Here is a 16,483-nt window from a genome sequence, read left to right on the forward strand (position 1 = left end):
GAGCGGTCGCAAGGAGCCTGTCTCGACCGTACAGTTCAGCAATGGCGTGGTGGCGCTGGAATATGCGGCTGGGAAGGTGTGAGACGCTGGTCGGGGTAATCTCCCCCTTGAGGGGGAGATGTCGCCGAAGGCGACAGAGGGGGTCGGTCCGTCCTGACGCAACCTCCTACCGACCGCAGGAGGTCGAGCTTCACGCGAGACGACCCCCTCTGGCCCGCCGGCCATCTCCCCCTCGAGGGGGGAGATCGGCAGCTCACCCTGCTTTCTTCCCCCGCTTGCCCTTGGCACGCGCCTCGACCACTCTTTCCACCTCGCGCTTCAGTTCGTCCTTGACCTCCTGCGTCTCGGCAAGCAGCGTGTCGATCTTCATGAAATCGAGCACGCGGTATTTCGACACTGGCGGGCGGATCAGTATGTCGGGGGGGCGCTGGTTCAGCTTGTGGGCGATGATCGACTGCATCATCAATTGCGTGGCGCCATACATCAGGTCGACCGTGGTCGGGTGCTTGCGCTCGGCCTCGCTCGGCGCGCCGACAACGTCGATGGCGATGATGATGTCGGCGGCGTTTTCGATGAGGTCGAACGGCACCGGATTGTAGATGCCGCCGTCGATCAGCACGCGGTCGTCGCGCGTCACCGGGCGGAACACGGCGGGAATGGCAGCCGAGGCGGCGAGCGCCGAATGCAGGTCGCCCTCGTCGAAGACGGCCAGCTTGTGACCGAAATAGTCCGTCGCCGTCACCTTGAGCGGGATCATCAGCTCGGCGAAGGTTTCCGGGATGGCTTCCGGCAGGAACGCCTTCAAGATGCGCTCTATGTTGAACTGGCTCACGCGGATGCCGCCCTGCATCGCCTCGGCGATGGTGCCAGGACGCGAGCGCCACATGCGCGCCGCCACCTCGGCGCGGCGGCCGAGGATCGAGCGGGCGTAGTCCTCGATGTCCTTGCCGCTCATGCCCGAGGCCATGCCGGCGCCCATGATGGCGCCGATCGAGGAGCCGGCGATGGCCACCGGCTTGATGCCGAGCTCGTCCAGCGCCTCGACGATGTGGATATGGGCGAGGCCGCGCGCGCCGCCGCCGCCAAAGGCGATACCGAAGGTGAGGCCTGAGGTGGAGCTCGTCATCTGGCCTCCAGCTTCGGCCCGATGCTCATGATCGCGGGCGCCGGCGTCAGCAGCTTCTTCGCCGCTGCCTTGACCTGATCGAGCGTCACACCGTTGATGAGCGCCGCGCGGCGCTGCACGTAGTCGATGCCGAGATTGTCGAGCTGCAATTCCACCAGGGTCGCGGCAATGGCGCTGGAAGAATCCAGATTGCTGATCGCATAGGAGCCGACCATGTATTTCTTGGTCGCGTCCAGCTCGGCCTCGGTCGGCCCCTCCTCGGCCATCTTCTTGACCACGTCCTTGACGATGCCGAGCGTCTCGGCGGCGCGGTCGGAACGCGTCGCCGTGGTGATGATCAGCGCGTTGGAATGCTGGTGATCGACCAGGTTGGAATCGACGGAATAGGCCAGGCCGCGCTTTTCCCGCACCTCGTCATAGAGGCGCGAGGTGAAGGTGCCGCCGCCGAGAATCTGGTTCATCAGCACCGCAGGGAAGAAATCCGGCGCATCGCGCTTCACACCGGGATAGGCAAACTGCAGCGAGGTCTGCGGCAGGTCGTAGTCGACCTCGAGCTGCTGGCCGAGCTTCAGCTCGGTATCGGCAACCGGTTGCAGCACCTGCTTTTCCGGCAGATCGCCGAAGACCTCATCGAGCTTCCGTTTCAGCGTCGCGGCATCTATGTCGCCGACCACCGCAACATGCAGGCCGCTGCGGGCGAAATTGGCCTTGTGGAAGGCAGCCAGATCCGCTGCCGTGATGGTGGCGATGCTGTCCTTGGTGCCCTGGTCGGGCCTGGAATACGGATGTTCGCCATAGATGGCGCGCAGCCATTTGGTTTGCGCGACGGTGTTGGGGTCACGCTCATTGGCGATGATGCCGGACAGGATCTGGGCGCGGATGCGGTCGATCGGCGCCTGGTCGAAGCGCGGGCTGGTGACCGCCAGCCTGAGCAGGTCGAAGGCCGCATCCTTCTGCTCGGCCAGCATCCGCATCGCGCCGTAGGTGCCGTCGCGCGCCGCTTCGAAGCCCATCTCTGCGCCGGCATCGTCAAGCTTGATCTGGAAGGCCTCGCTGTCGAGGTCGCCGGCGCCCTCGTCGAACAGGCCGGTCATCAGATTGACCAACCCTTCCCGCCCCGCCGGATCCTGCGTCGAGCCGCCATCGAAGACGAAGCGGATGGCGATGATCGGAATGGAGTGGTCCTCGACCAGCCAGGCATTGACGCCCTTTGACGAGGTCACCGGTTGGATGTCCATCGCGTGCGCGGCAAGCGCCGGCAGGATGAGGAAGAAGATGCCGAGGAACAGTGTGGCGAGGGCGTGGAGAACCGCGATGCGCCTATGAGTAATCGCATAAGGCCATTGATCGCCAAGGTCAGCTCCGCCCTCATCGCGCTGCCGGGCACTTCTCCCCGTATAGTGACGGGGAGAAGGGGTCTCGCCGCGACGCTGGCGCTCTTCTTACGACGCTGATGGTTGGCGAAATCGACGATGACAGCGCCCCTCTCCCCGTCACTATAGGGGGAGAGGATGCCGGCAGGCAGGTGAGGGGCAGCGCTAACGCTCAATCTCGTCATCATCAATTCCCCGCCTGTTGCTGCGGCAAGAGATAGCCGGTCGTCGTACGGTCGAGCAGCAGATAGCGTGCGGCGACCGCCTTGATCTCATCGGCGGTGACCTTGCGAATGCGGTCCGGCCATTCCTCGATATCCCTGACGTTGCCGCCGGTGGCGAGCTCGGCGCCGTAGAGATTGGCCATCTCGTCCTGCTTGTCGCGGGCGAAGATCATGGCCCTGATATAGCGGGCCTTGGCCTTCTCCAGCTCGTCCGCGGTGACGCCGTCCTTGACGATGCGGGCGATCTCGGCCTCGACGGCCGCCTCGACGTCGCTCAGCTTGGCGTCGCCGCGCGGCGCGCCATAGACGGTGAAATTGGTGGCGTCGAGCATCGTACCCTGGAAGAAGGCGCCGGTCGCCGATGCGATGCCTTGCTTGACCACGAGCTGCTGGTAGAGCCGGCTGCGGCTGCCGCCGCCAAGGATCTCTCCCAGCAGGTCGAGCGCCTCGGCCTCGCCCGGTTTTGCCGTGTGGTAGGACGGAACCACCCATTGCGTCGAAAAGCTCGGCACCGAAACGCGCCCATCGGTGAGCGTCACCGTCCGCTTGGTGTTCTGCTCCGGCTCGACCGGGCGGATGCGCGGGGGCAGGTCGGGACCGCGCGCGACCTTGCCATAGGTTTTTTCGGCCAGCGCCTTCACGACCTCCGGCTCGACATCGCCGGCCACGATCAGCACCGCATTGTTGGGCCGGTAGTATTTGTCATAGAAGGCAACCGCATCGGTGCGGTTCAACTGCTCCATCTCCTGCATCCAGCCGATCACCGGAATGCGGTAGGGCTGGTTCTGCCAGAGCGTCGCGTCGACCTCTTCGTCGAGCACCGCCTGCGGATTGCTGTCGATGCGCGCGCGGCGCTCTTCCAGGATCACGTCGCGCTCGGTCTTGATGACCTCGTCGGTCAAGATGAGGTTGCGCATGCGATCGGCCTCGAAGCTCATCATCTCACCGAGTGCCGGGGGCGCCACCGTCTCGTGGAAGGCAGTGTAGTCATAGGAGGTGAAGGCGTTGTTGGAGCCGCCGATGGCCGATATGGCGCGGTCGAACTCGCCCGCGGCGTGGTTGGTCGTGGCCTTGAACATCAGGTGTTCGAAGAAGTGCGCTATGCCGGACTTGCCTGGCGGCTCGTCGGCGCTGCCGATCTTGTACCACACCATATGGGTGACGATGGGGGCGCGATGATCGGGAACGACCACCACCTCCATTCCATTGTCGAGCAGGAAGTTGGCCACCTTGCCATCGTCCGCGGCCAGGGCCGGGCCGGCCATGGTCAGCGCGGTGGCGAGCAAGGCTCTCCGCAGCCATTCAGTATGAAATGTCATTGATGGCTCCGGTTGTTATCGCGCGACGATAGGCAAGGTTAGCCGCGGAGGCAAAGTGAATTGTGCGTCATTTTGAAGGCGCCGGTCGCTCCACCCTTACGCAAGCTCGATGAACCGGACCACCGTCTCGCCGTAGTTTCGTTCATCAACCACCGAGAATTCCGGCCCAATCTCGAAGGGCGCCGAGGCGGCTTCCTCGACCACGCAGAGCGCGCCGGGCAGCAACCAGCCGCCATCCCTGGCCGAGCGCAGGGCGCGCTCGCCAAGGCCCTTGCCATAGGGCGGATCGGCGAAGACCAGGCCGAATGCCGCAAGCGTACCGGCCTCACCCAGGGCGGTCGCGTCGCGGCGGAAGATCTTGGTGCGGCCGGTAAGGCCAAAAGCTTCGACATTGGTGCGGATCAGGCCGCGTCCTTCGGCCGATTCTTCGATAAAGACGCCATAGGAAGCGCCGCGCGACAGCGCTTCGAGGCCGAGAGCGCCGGTGCCGGCGAAAAGGTCGAGCACACGCGCGCCGTCGAGCTTGTCGGCAAAGCGGTGCGCCAGCACGTTGAAGACGGCCTCGCGGGCGCGGTCGGTCGTCGGGCGGATGGCATGGTCGCGCGGCGTCGCCAGCGGACGCCCGCGAAATTGGCCGCCGACGATTCTCATTTATGCCCGGGTCTCAATTTAAGGCCGGATCTCATTTAAGTCCCGGCATCATCTGGTCCTCGGGCCCTTGGGACCGTTGCGTGGCCGCTCGCCGCCCCGACCGCCATCCGGACGCTCGCCACCCGGCTTGCCGAACGGCTTGGCTCCGCCCGGCTTGCCATAGGCCGGCTTGCCATAGGACGGCTTGAATGACGCCTTGCGCGCCTTGGCCTCGGCCGCCTTGGCGGCATCGGCTTCCGCCCTGCCCTTGCCGATCGGACGCGCGCCCGGCGCCATCCAGACATTAGCCTTGCGCTGGCCCGGCGGATCGATCGGCCGCTGCTCGCGCTCGGGCTTCTTGCCGCCGCGCGGTTTGTCACCAAAGGCGCCGCGCGGCTTGTCGCCGAAGCCTCCACGGGGCTTGTCGCCAAAATCGCCGCGCGGCTTTTCGCGAAACTCGCTGCGCGGCTTGTCCGAAAACTCGCTGCGCTCGGGTCTCGGGCCGCGTTCGCCAAAGCTCTTTTCCGGCCTCGCGCCCCTTTCGGGACTGGTCGACAGCTTGCCGAGCGCTTCGTCGCGGCTGCCTTCGCGGCGCTTGCGGTTCTTGATCAGACCGCCCTCGCCGATCGGCCGATGGTCACCCTCGCGGGTGACTTTCGGCCGTTCCGGCTCCGCGTCACGCTCTCGCCGCACCGGCTGGTTGGAAAACGGCTTGATGATCTCGGCGTCGAAATTGGCGCCGGATTCCTCGACCAGTCGCTCGCCGAGCTGGTCGCGCAAGACGCGGCCCTTGATCTCCAGCACATGGCCTTCGGCGAGATCGTCGAGCTGGAACGGTCCGTAGGAGATACGGATCAGCCGCGTCACGTCGAGGCCGAGCGATCCAAGGATGTTCTTCACTTCGCGGTTCTTGCCTTCGCGCAGGCCGATCGTCAGCCAGGCGTTGGTGCCTTGCTCACGGTCGAGCGTCGCTTCGATGGCGCCGTAGAAGACGCCGTCGACGGCAATGCCTTCACGCAGGCCTGCGAGCATGCTTTCCTCGACCTTGCCATGGACGCGCACGCGGTAACGGCGCAGCCAGCCAGTGGCAGGCAGTTCGAGCACGCGCGACAGACCGCCATCATTGGTGAGCAGCAGCAGGCCTTCGGTGTTGATGTCGAGGCGGCCGATGGTCATCAGCCGCGGCAATTCGGCCGGCAGCACGTCGAACACGGTCTTGCGGCCCTCGGGTCGCGGTTGGTGGTAACGACGCCGGCCGGCTTGTGAAACAGGAACAGGCGGGTGCGCTCGATCGGCGGGATCTCCATGCCGTCGAGATGGATGATGTCGCCCGGCATGACGTTGAAGGCCGGCGAGGTCAAAGCCCGGTTGTTGACCTTGACACGGCCCGCCGCGATCAGGTCTTCGGCGTCGCGGCGCGACGCCAGGCCGGCGCGGGCCAGCCGCTTGGCGATACGCTCGCCGGCTTCTTCCGCATCTGCCGGACGCGGGCGCGGCTTGAAGGCGCCGCCAGATGCTTGCGGCCGGTCACCACCGAAATCGCGCTTGGGGCGATCGCTGAAGTCACGCTTGGGACGATCTCCGGCGTCGCTCTGCGGGCGATCGCCAAAATCGCGCTTTGGCCGGTCAAAACGCTTTTCGCCCTCGGCGGAAGCAGGCCGATCGCCACGCGGTGCGTAGGGCTTGCGCGGCCCTTCACGCTTTTCGAAAGGCTTGCCTTCGGGACGCGGCCCCTTGCTGAATGGCCGATCGCCGCCCTTGAAATCGCGCTTTGGCCGCTCGCCATCGGCCGCAACCGGCCGATCGCCGCGCGGTGCATAAGGCTTGCGCGGCCCCTCGCGCTTTTCATACGGCTTGCGTTCACCCTCGGCCGGCATAGGGCGATCCCCACGCGGCGCATAGGGTTTGCGCGGCCCTTCGCGCTTTTCATACGGCTTGCGCTCGCCTTCGGCTGCCATCGGCCGGTCACCGCGTGGTGCATATGGCTTGCGCGGTCCCTCGCGCTTTTCGAAGGGCTTGCCTTCGGAACGCGGACCTTTGCTGAATGGCCGGTCGCCACTTTTGAAATCGCGCTTGGGCCGCTCGCCCTCAGCCGCTGCGGGCCGGGCGCCTCGCGGTGAATAGGGTTTCTTGGCCCCGAAGGAGGGTTTGCCGCTTTTGCCGGCGGCGCCATCGCGGCGCGGCCCCGCGGCTCCAGGGCCGCTTTTGCCCGGGCCTTTGTGGCGCGGAGATTTCTTGTCGTTGTCGTCCATGTGGCCTTTGCCTTGTTGCGCTGCTACAGCGTGGCGCATCCTTTCGGACGCGCAAAGGACGCTATAGCACTTTGATTTGGCGCATGATCATTTCCGAAAATCTGTTCCGATATTCGGGTTGACGCGCTCCATAACAGGATCACCGCCAAGTGGCGAGGAGATAATCGGAATGGAAACCGCGTGAAGCGGCCGGATTTCATGGCGCTGGCGCTGAAAGAGGCGCAAGCCGCCGCCTTGCGCGGAGAAGTTCCGGTTGGCGCCGTCATCGCCAGCGGCGACACGGTGGTGGCATCCGCCGGTAACCGCACCCGCGAACTTGCCGATCCGACGGCGCATGCCGAAATGCTGGCCATCCGCGCGGCCTGCCAAACGCTCTCCAGCGAGCGGCTGACCGGCCACGACCTCTATGTGACGCTGGAACCCTGCGCCATGTGCGCCGGCGCCATTTCCTTCGCCAGGCTGCGCCGGCTCTATTTCGGCGCGGCCGACGAGAAGGGCGGCGCGGTGGTCAACGGCGTGCGCTTCTTCGCTTCGCCGACCTGCCACCATACGCCCGACATCTATCCGGGCATGGCCGAGGCCGATGCGGCGCTGCTGCTCAGGGAATTCTTTCGGGAAAGACGCGAAACGTAGAGCCTTCAGCTACCGAAGGCGGCGTTCCTACCAGGAGGGCAGCCAGTCGAAGAGCCCGCCGCTCTTGCCTTTGGCGGCCGCTTCCTTCTTGAGGCGGCGTTCCTTCTTGTATTCATCCTCGCCGAGTTCGCCCTGCGGCGCCGTGTCGGAGGCAGCTCGGTAGGCCAGAGGCGGCTCGCTCAGATATCTGCGAGTGTTGGGATCGCCCTGCTTTTGCTCTGCGGTGCGGCGCTGGATCTCCGCGGCGCGGCCCTTGTCTGAATCCTTCGGCGACCAGGCCGGCGGGTGGCTGGAGCCCGAATCCGCCAGCGCCTTCTTCACGGAAGCCGGATCGGTCTGCACGTCATCGACGATCCCCGATTGATAGGACGGGTCGTCCTGGTGGGCAGTGGCGTCGGCACGCAGACGGGCGCGGCGCTGCTCGGGCGATTCGGGCCAATCGGTGCTCGCCGTCTCGATGCTTTCCTGAGGCGGCGGCAGCACTTCCTTCTGCCCCGGCGCCGGCTTTACCAGCTCCGGACGCGGCCTGTAGTCGATCTGTTCCTTGTGCTTGGGCGTGATCGCGAAGGCGCCGGAAAGGTCTCCGGCAAGCTGCTCGCCAGCCGTCTTGTCGGTGCCGTAGGTCGGCGAACCCATGCAGCCGGACAGAGCGAGGCCGGACGCGACAAACGGCGCCAGCAGCGCAACGCGCGCATAAGTTCTCTTGGTCATGCCAAAAAGTCCCACTCTAGACAGCCTCTCGATCGTCACCGGCCGAAGGCCCGGTCCCCATCGTCCACGCTCTTGCGACGGAATTCCGGCGACAATTTGTCTTCCGGAGTTTCGCGTGTTTATCTCAACCACTCGTTAAGGGCAACGCGCGGGCGCTTTTCACCCGCCCGCCGTGGCATTTGTGCACCGGCTTTGAGCACTCACAAACGTCCCAGAGCCTTGAGTTCATGCAGCACGGCGGCATCGCGGGCAGACACGTCGGGGAATTCCACGTCCTGCCCGACATCGGCGGTATAGCGCCACGAACGCGCGCATTTGACCAAGCCGCGGTCCTCGGCCTTTTCGACCACCACCGAGACACCTTTGACATCGTCGAGCGCAAAGGCGCCTTCCGGCGCCTTGCCATGGGCGATGACGAGATCGCTGGTGATCGCCATCTCGGCCATGTCGACATCGGCGATCGCGGCTTCAAGCGCGGCATCGTCGAGGGTCACGACCGGCACGGCTTCCAGAGAGGCACCGATGACCTTCTGAGCGCGTGCGATCTCGAGCGCGCCGGTGACGACACGGCGAACCTGCCGCACCTTGCGCCATTTCTCAGCCAGTGCCTCGTTCTTCCAGTCGGCCGGAATCTCGGGGAACTGGTCGAGATGCAGCGAGACAGCATCCGGATGACGGTCGAGCCAGGCTTCTTCCGTGGTGAAGGGCAGCATCGGCGCCAGCCATTTCACCAGGCAGTCGAAGAGGTGGCGCACCACTTGTACCGAGGCCTTGCGCTTCACGCTGGCGGGTCCCTCGCAATAGAGCGCGTCCTTCCTGATGTCGAAATAGAAGGCCGACAGCTCGACCACCATGAAGTCGAGCAAAGTGCGGGTGATGCGTTTGAACTCGAACGCGTCGTAGCCCGAGCGCACGACCTCATCGAGTTCGGCCAGCCGATGCAGCATCAGCCGCTCCAGTTCCGGCATCTTGTCCAGCGGCACCTCCTCGCCATCATCATGGGCGAGCGTGCCCAGCATCCAGCGGATGGTGTTGCGAAGCTTGCGGTAGGCGTCGATGTTGGTCTGCAGCACGTTCTTGCCGAGACGCTGGTCTTCCCAATAATCCGTCGTCACCACCCATAGCCGCAGAATGTCGGCGCCGGACTGCTTGATGACGTCTTGCGGCACGACGGTGTTGCCGAGCGATTTCGACATCTTTCGCCCCTCCTCATCCATGGTGAAGCCATGGGTGACGACGGTGTCGTAAGGTGCCCTGCCCCTGGTGCCGCAGCTTTCGAGCAGCGAGGAGTGGAACCAGCCGCGGTGCTGGTCGGAACCTTCGAGATAGACGTCGGCCGGCCATTTCAGGTCCGGACGGTCTTCCAGCGTGAAGACATGCGTCGAGCCCGAATCGAACCAGACGTCGAGGATGTCCATCACCTGCTTCCATTTGGAGGCATCGTGATTGCCGAGGAAACGCTCCTTGGCGCCGGCAGCGAACCAGGCGTCGGCGCCTTCCCTCTCGAATGCGTCCATGACGCGCTGGTTGACGGCATCGTCCTTCAGCACATTGCCGTCCTCGTCGGCAAAGACGGCGATCGGCACGCCCCAGGCGCGCTGGCGCGACAAGACCCAATCCGGGCGTTCCTCGATCATGGCGCGGATACGGTTCTGGCCGGCCGCCGGCACGAAGCGTGTGTCATCGATCGCCTTCAGCGCACGGCTGCGCAGCGTCGTGCCGTCGCCGAGGTCCTTGTCCATATAGACGAACCATTGCGGCGTGTTGCGGAAGATGATCGGCTTCTTCGACCGCCACGAGTGCGGATAGCTGTGCTTCAGCCGGCCGCGCGCGAACAGCGCGTTGCGCTTGATCAGTTCGTCGATGACCGCCTGGTTGGCATTGCCCTTCTTGCCGTTGTCGTCGATGACGCGCGCCGCCCCGCCTTCGCGATCCGGGCCAAAACCCGGCGCGTCCCTGGTGAAGAAGCCGGCATCATCTACAGTGAAGGGGATGGCAGGGTCGATGCCGCGTGCGCGCAAATCCGATGCCGCATCCATCCAGGCATCAAAGTCCTCGCGGCCATGGCCGGGCGCGGTGTGGACGAAGCCGGTGCCGGCGTCGTCGGTGACATGATCGCCGGCCAGCATCGGCACGGCGAATTCGTAGCCGCCGCCGAGACCTTCGAAGGGATGTGAAAGTGTAAGGCTTCCAAGCTCTTCGACCGAAACGCTGCGAAGGCGATTCAAGGTGACCTTGGCCTTGGCCGAAGAGTCTTCGGCAAGCGCATCTGCAAAGATCAGCTTTTCACCGGGCTGTGGACCGAACGAATTTTCGGCTGCGGTAACTTCATAAAGGCCGTAGCCGATCCGTGACGAATAGTTGACGGCACGGTTGCCGGGGATCGTCCACGGGGTTGTCGTCCAGATGACGACGTGGGCATCCCTCAGTTCCTTGATAGCTTCCCAAGCGCCACCCAACTCGGGTGTCGTGACAGTTCTTCCTGATCCAGCGCCGACGATCGGGAACTTCACCCAGATCGTGTCGCTCTCATAATCATGGTATTCGATCTCGGCCTCGGCCAGTGCGGTGCGCTCGACGACGCTCCACATTACCGGCTTGGAGCCGCGATAGAGCTGGCCCGACATGGCGAACTTCAACAACTCCCCGGCGATGCGCGACTCCGAGTGGAAAGCCATCGTCGTATAGGGGTTCTTGAAGTCGCCGACGACGCCGAGCCGCTGGAACTCGCCACCCTGCACCGTGATCCAGTTCGCGGCGAAGTCGCGGCATTCCTTGCGAAATTCGTTGACCGGCACCTCGTCCTTGTTCTTGCCCTTGGCGCGGTACTGTTCCTCGATCTTCCATTCGATCGGCAGGCCGTGGCAGTCCCAGCCGGGCACGTAATTGGAGTCATAGCCGCGCATCTGGAACGAGCGGGTGATGACGTCCTTGAGGATCTTGTTCAGCGCGTGGCCGATATGGATGTTGCCGTTGGCGTAGGGCGGGCCGTCATGCAGCACGTATTTTTCGCGGCCGGCGGCCGCCTCGCGCAGCTTGGCGTAAAGGTCCATATCCTGCCAGCGCTTGACCAGCAGCGGTTCCTTTTCCGGCAAGCCGGCGCGCATCGGGAAATCCGTCTGCGGCAGGTAAAGCGTCTTGGAATAGTCGATCGTTTCAACAGTGTCGGTCATTGGTCTGCCATGTGCATTGCCCGGCGGGCGTAAAAGCTCGGGCGTGAACTATCATGATTTGGAAAAGCGCGAGGGGGCGCGCAAAACTCCCGGCGGCTCCGGCGGCGCTCAGGCCGCCCGGAACACCGGGCCTGTAATTCGTATCGTCAGCGCGCGAAGGCGTGAAAAGCTCGTCATTGCCGGGCTTTTAGCCGAGAAAGCCGCAGGAATAAAGCGTCTCTTGTTCGATTCACTTACATCGCGAAGTCGAAGCGATAGGTGGTCGAGACGCCGACCGTGAACTGGTTACGGTCGCCGCGCTCCTTGACCAGGCTGGAATCGGCAGCCGGGCCCATCAGGCGCGCATATTCGCCGAACAGGCTGGCGGTCATCGGATCGGTCACCTTCCAGGTGATGGCGCCACCAAGGCCGGTCGATTTCAGGCCGCCGCCAGGATGGTATTCGCTCAGGCCCGAGGCCGCAGCCTCCTTGGCGTTGACACCATAATAAGAGTCGAAATAGCCCGACGAGGCAAAGGACACGCGTGGTCCGCCCGAAATTCTGACAGTCGGCGTCACGTCGTAGAAAGCATCGGCGGCGATGTCGGCGACATAGCCATCATGGGCACGAATGCCATGGCGCAGTTCGGCGCGGGCGCGCAGCCAGTCCGTCGGATAGATTTCGAAGAAGCCGCCGACCTCACCGCCCCAGCGCACCGGGTCGAGGCCCTTGAGCTCATCCTTGCTGTCGCGGGAAAACAGGAATTTTCCGGTCAGGCCGGCGCGGACGCCGCCATCGTCGACCAGCGCCAGCGAGATGTTGTCGTTGCGCGAGGTAAAGCGCGCGGCCGGGCCGGCCTTGCCCAGCGAGATGATCGGCGATGCGCTGAGCAGATAGCTGTTGGAGCCCTCGAATTTCGGCACGACCATGCCGGTGGCGCCAAGCGTCAGGTACCAGTCGCCGGACATCCAGCCGAAGGCACCCTCGCCCGCATTGGCGGTGGACACAGTGAGCAGCGCCGAGGCGAGAAACAGCGGAATCGTCCAGACAATACGCATCACCACCCCATACGCGAAACAAAACGGAGAGAACACCCGGCAGCCAAAGCCATGGCGCCGGTTCGGTAAAATTTGACTTAAAATCTACAGCAGTTGCGGCAACTGCGACCCTGTTTTTTATGCTGTGGCCCGTTTGAACAGGGCGCCGCCGGGCCTGTGGCGAGTTGACAGAAATAGCGAGGTTGCCTAAATTCGCGTTAGTGCAGACTAACATGAACAGATGGACAGCGCTTGGCGACCCGACCAGGCGGACGATCTTCGAACTGCTGGTCGAACAACCCTGTTCGGTCGGGGAATTGGCTCGTGCGCTTCCTGTCACCCGGCCGGCGGTCTCGCAGCACCTGAAGGTGCTCAAGGACGCCGGCCTGGTGGCCAACACACGGCTAGGCAAGCAACGCATCTACCGGGTCGAACCGGAAGGCTTGGCCAGCCTGCGCGCCGAACTCGACCGGTTCTGGAGCAAGACCTTGGCGGCCTACAAAGTGGTCGTCGAACAGCCCTTGAAGGAGCAGGAATGAGCACGCATCAACCGCCCGTGAGGCACTCCATCCTTGTCGAGGCTCCGATCGCGCATGCCTTCAAGGTTTTCACCGAGCACTTCGGCAGTTTCAAACCCAAAGAGCATAACCTGCTTGCGGTGCCGGTCGCGGAGACGATCTTCGAACCCCGCGTTGGCGGTCACGTCTACGACCGCGGTGTGGATGGCAGCGAGTGCCGCTGGGCACGGGTGCTGGCCTACGAGCCGCCGAACCGACTGCTTCTGAGTTGGGATATCAGCCCTCAATGGCAGATCGAGACCAATCCGGACAGGACCAGCGAGTGGGAAGTCCGGTTTACGGCGGAGACGAATAGCCGGACCCGCGTCGAGATCGAGCATCGCAATCTCGAACGTCATGGCGAAGGCTGGGAAGGCGTGCGCTTTGGGATTGACGGTGATCGAGGCTGGCCGCTGTATCTCAGGCGATTCCAAGATCTTTTTGCCAGCAAGGTGACCTGAAGGAGCACAATTATGGAACCCTATTGGCTAAGCATCCTCGGTGTACTGATCCTCTGTCTTTTGTCAGTCGCGCTGGCGGTTTACTCGGGTTCGTCCAAGGGATTTGCCGGAGCGCTTTCCGGTCCGGTGATCCCGGCCGACGACGCCAATCTCCTCTACAGGATCGACCGCGTGCATATGAACTCGGTCGAGGCGCTGGCGCCTTTTGTCGTCCCGGCGGTGCTGGCCATGATGGTTGGCGTTGGGTCGGCCACGTTGGCGACCATTGTCTGGGTTCATGTGGCGATACGCCTGCTTCACCTGGGGGTTTACCTACGCGGCGGCAATGCCGCCAAGGGTGGCAGTGTCAGAACGATCGTCTACGTCTCTGGAGCGATCGTCACGCTTGTCCTCGTCCTTGTGACTGGGTGGGCTGCCATAAATTGACACGTACGCGCGAACCTCAAGCCACCGACGCTTTGTTTGTTTGCTAGCCGTCGCCATCGGCTGGACGTCCGCTACAGCCGGGGCTAACCTCCCGGCAAGGTGCCAGGCGATTTCGAGGAGATGCAGCCATGACCCTGCACGGTGATACCCTCAAAGATGCGATCGGCCGGACACGGGACAAATGGGGGTGGTTCGTCGCGCTCGGCGTGCTGCTGCTCATCTTCGGCGGCATTGCCTTCGGCAATCTGTTCATCGCCACCGTCGCCTCGGTCTATGTCGTGGGCTGGCTGATGCTGATGGCCGGCATCATCGAGATCGTGCATGCCTTCGGCGTGAAGACCTGGAGTCGCTTCTTCTATTGGCTGCTCAGCGGCCTACTTTATGCCGTTGCCGGTTTCTTTGCCTTCGACAATCCGCTGCTGGCCTCGACGGTGCTGACCTTGCTGCTGGCGGTGGCGCTGGTCGCTTCAGGCGCGCTCAGGGCCTGGGTCGGCTATAGCCACCGACCGGAAAAGGGCTGGGGCTGGGTCGTCGCGGCGGGCCTGATCAGCGTGCTGGCGGGGCTGACCATCGCCATGGGCTGGCCGGTCAACAGCCTGTGGGTGCTCGGCCTGTTCCTGGCCATCGACCTGATCTTCCAGGGCTGGAGCTTCATCGCTCTCGGACTGGCGTTGAAGAAGTAGGGGCTTGAAGAGGTAAGCGGCCGGAAGGCTCAAAAAGCGATGGCGCCGTCCAGATCCGAAAGCGGCCTGACGCCGGCCAGCAGCGCGCGCGCCTCCGCCTCGTCGCGCTTCATTTGTGCCACCAGCCCATCGAGCCCATCGAACTTCACCTCGGGACGCAAAAAGCCGAAGAGCGATACGTCGCAGATCTCGCCATAGAGATCGCCGGCAAAGTCGAAGACGAAGGTTTCGAGCAGCGGCGCGCCATTGTCGTCGACAGTCGGGCGACGCCCGAAGCTGGCGACACCATCATAGAGCGTGCCGTCGGCGCGGCGAAAGCGGACGGCATAAATCCCTTCCTTCAGAGTCGTTTCCGGCGAAAGCCTCATGTTGGCTGTCGGGAAGCCGAGCGTGCGGCCGAGCTGCTGGCCGCCGATCACTTCGCTTTCGACGGTGAAGCGGTAGCCGAGCAGGCCTGCGGCCTCGGCGACCTCTCCCTCGCAGAGCAGCTCGCGGATACGGCTCGACGACACCACCTCGGCGCCCTCGTCGCGAAAGGCGTCGACCAGGGTGACGCCGAAACCATGGCGCTCGCCTGCCGCCATCAGAAACGCAGGACCGCCCTGCCGGTCCTTGCCGAAGTGAAAATCGAAGCCGGTGACGGCATGGGTGATGCCGAGGTTCGTCTCCAGCACATCGGTCACGAAAGCCTCGGCCGACAGGCCGGCAAAGGCGCGCGTGAACGGCTGTTCGACGAGTGCGGCAAAGCCCAGATGCGACAGCAGCCGCGCCTTCATCGGCGGCGGCGTCAATACGAACAGCGGCATATCGGGCCTGAACACCTTGCGCGGATGCGGGTCGAAGGTCAGCACTAGCGCCGGCACGCCGCGCCGCCCGGCTTCGGCAAGCGCGCGATCGAGCACCGCCTGGTGGCCGCGATGGACGCCGTCGAAATTGCCGATCGCCACCACGCCGCCGCGCAAATGCGGCGGCAGCGGCGCGGTTGCTGAAATGTGTTCGAAAGCTGCGCTCATGCAGCAACCCTACCGCAGTCTCGGAATGACGGCGACCGGCCGGTAGCCGTGCTTTTGCAGAAAGGCTGCAAGCCTGGCGGGGTCCGGCTGCATGGGATCGCCATAGTCGCGCGCGTGAATGCCGCCCGAGACGTAAAGCACGTCGATGCCGTTGTCGGCGGCGCCCTTGACGTCGGTCATCATGCCGTCGCCGATGGCCAGCACCTCGGTGCGCGCGACGTCTCGGCCGAGAAGCACGGCGACCTCCCGCAGCGCTACGTCATAGACCGGCGCATAAGGTTTTCCGGCGATCAGCGTGCGGCCGCCAAGCTGGGCATAGTCGCGCGCCAAGGCGCCGGCGCACCAGATCATGCGCTCGCCGCGTTCGACCACGATGTCGGGATTGGCGCAGATGAAAGGCAGGTTCCTGGCGCGCAGCCGGCGCAGCAGATCGGCGTAATCCTCAGGCGTTTCCACCTCGTCGTCGAACAGCCCGGTGCAGACCGCGCCGGAGGCCTCGAACTCCTCGACGAGCTCGACGTCCAGACCGTCATAGAGGGTGAAATCGCGGTCGGCGCCGATATGGAAGATTTTTCGTGGGCCTTCGGCGATAAGGTCGCGGGTCACATCGCCTGAGGTCACGACGCGGTCGTAGGCGACGGCGGGAACGCCGATCGCATTCATCTGCGCCACCACATCGGCATTGCGGCGCGGCGAGTTGGTGATCAGGACGACCGGGACCTTCGCCGCACGCGCGGCGGCAAGCGCTTCGGCAGCCGCCGGAAAATGCCATTCGCCATTGTGGATCACGCCCCAGACATCGCACAGGATGGCCGAGTAGGCGCCCGACAAATCCGCGAGCGAGCCGATGATATCAGGCGAATCCGCCATGCCGTTTACCTGCTGT

General features: G+C 64.2%; 15 protein-coding genes and 1 pseudogene. 6 read left to right on the forward strand and 10 right to left on the reverse strand.

Annotated elements, in window-relative coordinates; translation table 11 throughout:
- Positions 1-253 precede the first annotated feature (253 nt).
- Both NKL04_RS12920 and NKL04_RS12925 read right to left on the reverse strand, forming a co-directional pair.
- Positions 254-1,126, reverse strand: a complete 873-nt coding sequence (locus tag NKL04_RS12920) for a patatin-like phospholipase family protein (RefSeq protein WP_023689567.1) — start codon at positions 1,124-1,126, stop codon at positions 254-256.
- Complete coding sequence (locus NKL04_RS12925) at positions 1,123-2,457, reverse strand: M16 family metallopeptidase (protein WP_050593549.1); 1,335 nt, start codon at positions 2,455-2,457, stop codon at positions 1,123-1,125. Before NKL04_RS12925 ends, NKL04_RS12920 begins: the two co-directional genes overlap by 4 nt.
- Here NKL04_RS12925 and NKL04_RS12930 point away from each other — a divergent pair.
- Entirely contained in the window at positions 2,368-2,580 is a 213-nt protein-coding gene (locus NKL04_RS12930; RefSeq protein ID WP_352723756.1) for a hypothetical protein, read from the forward strand. The two genes, NKL04_RS12925 and NKL04_RS12930, sit on opposite strands and share 90 nt — an antisense overlap.
- Positions 2,581-2,686: 106 nt before the next feature.
- On the opposite strand, the gene NKL04_RS12935 is transcribed toward NKL04_RS12930, so the two are convergent.
- From NKL04_RS12935 to NKL04_RS12945, 3 genes and pseudogenes are all read right to left on the reverse strand, one after another.
- Entirely contained in the window at positions 2,687-4,042 is a 1,356-nt protein-coding gene (locus tag NKL04_RS12935; RefSeq protein WP_031195979.1) for a M16 family metallopeptidase, read from the reverse strand.
- A 96-nt stretch (positions 4,043-4,138) separates the two neighbouring features.
- Positions 4,139-4,693, reverse strand: a complete 555-nt coding sequence (gene rsmD / locus NKL04_RS12940; RefSeq protein ID WP_023671544.1) for a 16S rRNA (guanine(966)-N(2))-methyltransferase RsmD — start codon at positions 4,691-4,693, stop codon at positions 4,139-4,141.
- Positions 4,694-4,741: 48 nt separating this feature from the next.
- A pseudogene (locus NKL04_RS12945) lies at positions 4,742-6,924 on the reverse strand (pseudouridine synthase).
- A gap of 180 nt (positions 6,925-7,104) precedes the next feature.
- Between NKL04_RS12945 and NKL04_RS12950 the strand changes: the two are divergent.
- Positions 7,105-7,557 carry a nucleoside deaminase gene (locus NKL04_RS12950; protein WP_023694762.1) on the forward strand — a complete coding sequence of 151 codons (453 nt, stop codon included), beginning with the start codon at positions 7,105-7,107 and terminating at the stop codon, positions 7,555-7,557.
- A 27-nt stretch (positions 7,558-7,584) separates the two neighbouring features.
- On the opposite strand, the gene NKL04_RS12955 is transcribed toward NKL04_RS12950, so the two are convergent.
- The 3 genes from NKL04_RS12955 to NKL04_RS12965 all read right to left on the reverse strand — a co-directional run bounded on the left by NKL04_RS12955 (position 7,585) and on the right by NKL04_RS12965 (position 12,478).
- Positions 7,585-8,268 (reverse strand): hypothetical protein, encoded by a 684-nt coding sequence (locus NKL04_RS12955; protein ID WP_023700630.1) that lies wholly within the window; start codon positions 8,266-8,268, stop codon positions 7,585-7,587.
- A 200-nt stretch (positions 8,269-8,468) separates the two neighbouring features.
- Positions 8,469-11,441 (reverse strand): isoleucine--tRNA ligase, encoded by a 2,973-nt coding sequence (ileS, locus tag NKL04_RS12960; RefSeq protein ID WP_023700631.1) that lies wholly within the window; start codon positions 11,439-11,441, stop codon positions 8,469-8,471.
- A gap of 233 nt (positions 11,442-11,674) precedes the next feature.
- Complete coding sequence (locus NKL04_RS12965) at positions 11,675-12,478, reverse strand: MipA/OmpV family protein (RefSeq protein WP_023700632.1); 804 nt, start codon at positions 12,476-12,478, stop codon at positions 11,675-11,677.
- A gap of 212 nt (positions 12,479-12,690) precedes the next feature.
- Between NKL04_RS12965 and NKL04_RS12970 the strand changes: the two genes are divergently transcribed.
- The 4 genes from NKL04_RS12970 (at position 12,691) to NKL04_RS12985 (ending at position 14,584) form a co-directional block, all read left to right on the forward strand.
- Positions 12,691-12,996 carry an ArsR/SmtB family transcription factor gene (locus NKL04_RS12970; RefSeq protein ID WP_023689559.1) on the forward strand — a complete coding sequence of 102 codons (306 nt, stop codon included), beginning with the start codon at positions 12,691-12,693 and terminating at the stop codon, positions 12,994-12,996.
- Positions 12,993-13,475, forward strand: coding sequence for an SRPBCC family protein (locus tag NKL04_RS12975; RefSeq protein WP_023700633.1), 483 nt, complete (start codon positions 12,993-12,995; stop codon positions 13,473-13,475). The genes NKL04_RS12970 and NKL04_RS12975 overlap by 4 nt, the downstream gene beginning before the upstream one ends.
- Before the next feature lie 12 nt (positions 13,476-13,487).
- Entirely contained in the window at positions 13,488-13,901 is a 414-nt protein-coding gene (locus NKL04_RS12980) for an MAPEG family protein (RefSeq protein WP_023671536.1), read from the forward strand.
- A 128-nt stretch (positions 13,902-14,029) separates the two neighbouring features.
- Positions 14,030-14,584, forward strand: a complete 555-nt coding sequence (locus NKL04_RS12985) for an HdeD family acid-resistance protein (RefSeq protein WP_023671535.1) — start codon at positions 14,030-14,032, stop codon at positions 14,582-14,584.
- 29 nt (positions 14,585-14,613) lie between these two features.
- Here NKL04_RS12985 and NKL04_RS12990 read toward each other — a convergent pair whose 3' ends face one another.
- Both NKL04_RS12990 and NKL04_RS12995 read right to left on the reverse strand, forming a co-directional pair.
- Complete coding sequence (locus NKL04_RS12990) at positions 14,614-15,597, reverse strand: bifunctional riboflavin kinase/FAD synthetase (RefSeq protein ID WP_023682976.1); 984 nt, start codon at positions 15,595-15,597, stop codon at positions 14,614-14,616.
- A 9-nt stretch (positions 15,598-15,606) separates the two neighbouring features.
- Positions 15,607-16,467: a TIGR01459 family HAD-type hydrolase gene (locus NKL04_RS12995; RefSeq protein ID WP_023700634.1), complete on the reverse strand. Its 861-nt coding sequence runs from the start codon at positions 16,465-16,467 to the stop codon at positions 15,607-15,609.
- Positions 16,468-16,483 lie beyond the last annotated feature (16 nt).

Origin of the sequence: Mesorhizobium sp. C264A (assembly GCF_040324515.1) — a bacterium.
Lineage (GTDB): Bacteria > Pseudomonadota > Alphaproteobacteria > Rhizobiales > Rhizobiaceae > Mesorhizobium.

What these genes read in the sequence shown, in the direction of transcription:
- NKL04_RS12995 (WP_023700634.1), bottom strand. Translation starts at nt 16,467, where the DNA reads ATGGCGGATTCGCCTGATATCATCGGCTCGCTCGCGGATTTGTCGGGC.
- NKL04_RS12990 (WP_023682976.1), bottom strand. Translation starts at nt 15,597, where the DNA reads ATGAGCGCAGCTTTCGAACACATTTCAGCAACCGCGCCGCTGCCGCCG.
- NKL04_RS12935 (WP_031195979.1), bottom strand. Translation starts at nt 4,042, where the DNA reads ATGACATTTCATACTGAATGGCTGCGGAGAGCCTTGCTCGCCACCGCG.
- NKL04_RS12955 (WP_023700630.1), bottom strand. Translation starts at nt 8,268, where the DNA reads ATGACCAAGAGAACTTATGCGCGCGTTGCGCTGCTGGCGCCGTTTGTC.
- NKL04_RS12980 (WP_023671536.1), top strand. Translation starts at nt 13,488, where the DNA reads ATGGAACCCTATTGGCTAAGCATCCTCGGTGTACTGATCCTCTGTCTT.
- NKL04_RS12975 (WP_023700633.1), top strand. Translation starts at nt 12,993, where the DNA reads ATGAGCACGCATCAACCGCCCGTGAGGCACTCCATCCTTGTCGAGGCT.
- rsmD (WP_023671544.1), bottom strand. Translation starts at nt 4,693, where the DNA reads ATGAGAATCGTCGGCGGCCAATTTCGCGGGCGTCCGCTGGCGACGCCG.
- NKL04_RS12920 (WP_023689567.1), bottom strand. Translation starts at nt 1,126, where the DNA reads ATGACGAGCTCCACCTCAGGCCTCACCTTCGGTATCGCCTTTGGCGGC.
- NKL04_RS12965 (WP_023700632.1), bottom strand. Translation starts at nt 12,478, where the DNA reads ATGCGTATTGTCTGGACGATTCCGCTGTTTCTCGCCTCGGCGCTGCTC.
- NKL04_RS12985 (WP_023671535.1), top strand. Translation starts at nt 14,030, where the DNA reads ATGACCCTGCACGGTGATACCCTCAAAGATGCGATCGGCCGGACACGG.
- NKL04_RS12970 (WP_023689559.1), top strand. Translation starts at nt 12,691, where the DNA reads ATGAACAGATGGACAGCGCTTGGCGACCCGACCAGGCGGACGATCTTC.
- ileS (WP_023700631.1), bottom strand. Translation starts at nt 11,441, where the DNA reads ATGACCGACACTGTTGAAACGATCGACTATTCCAAGACGCTTTACCTG.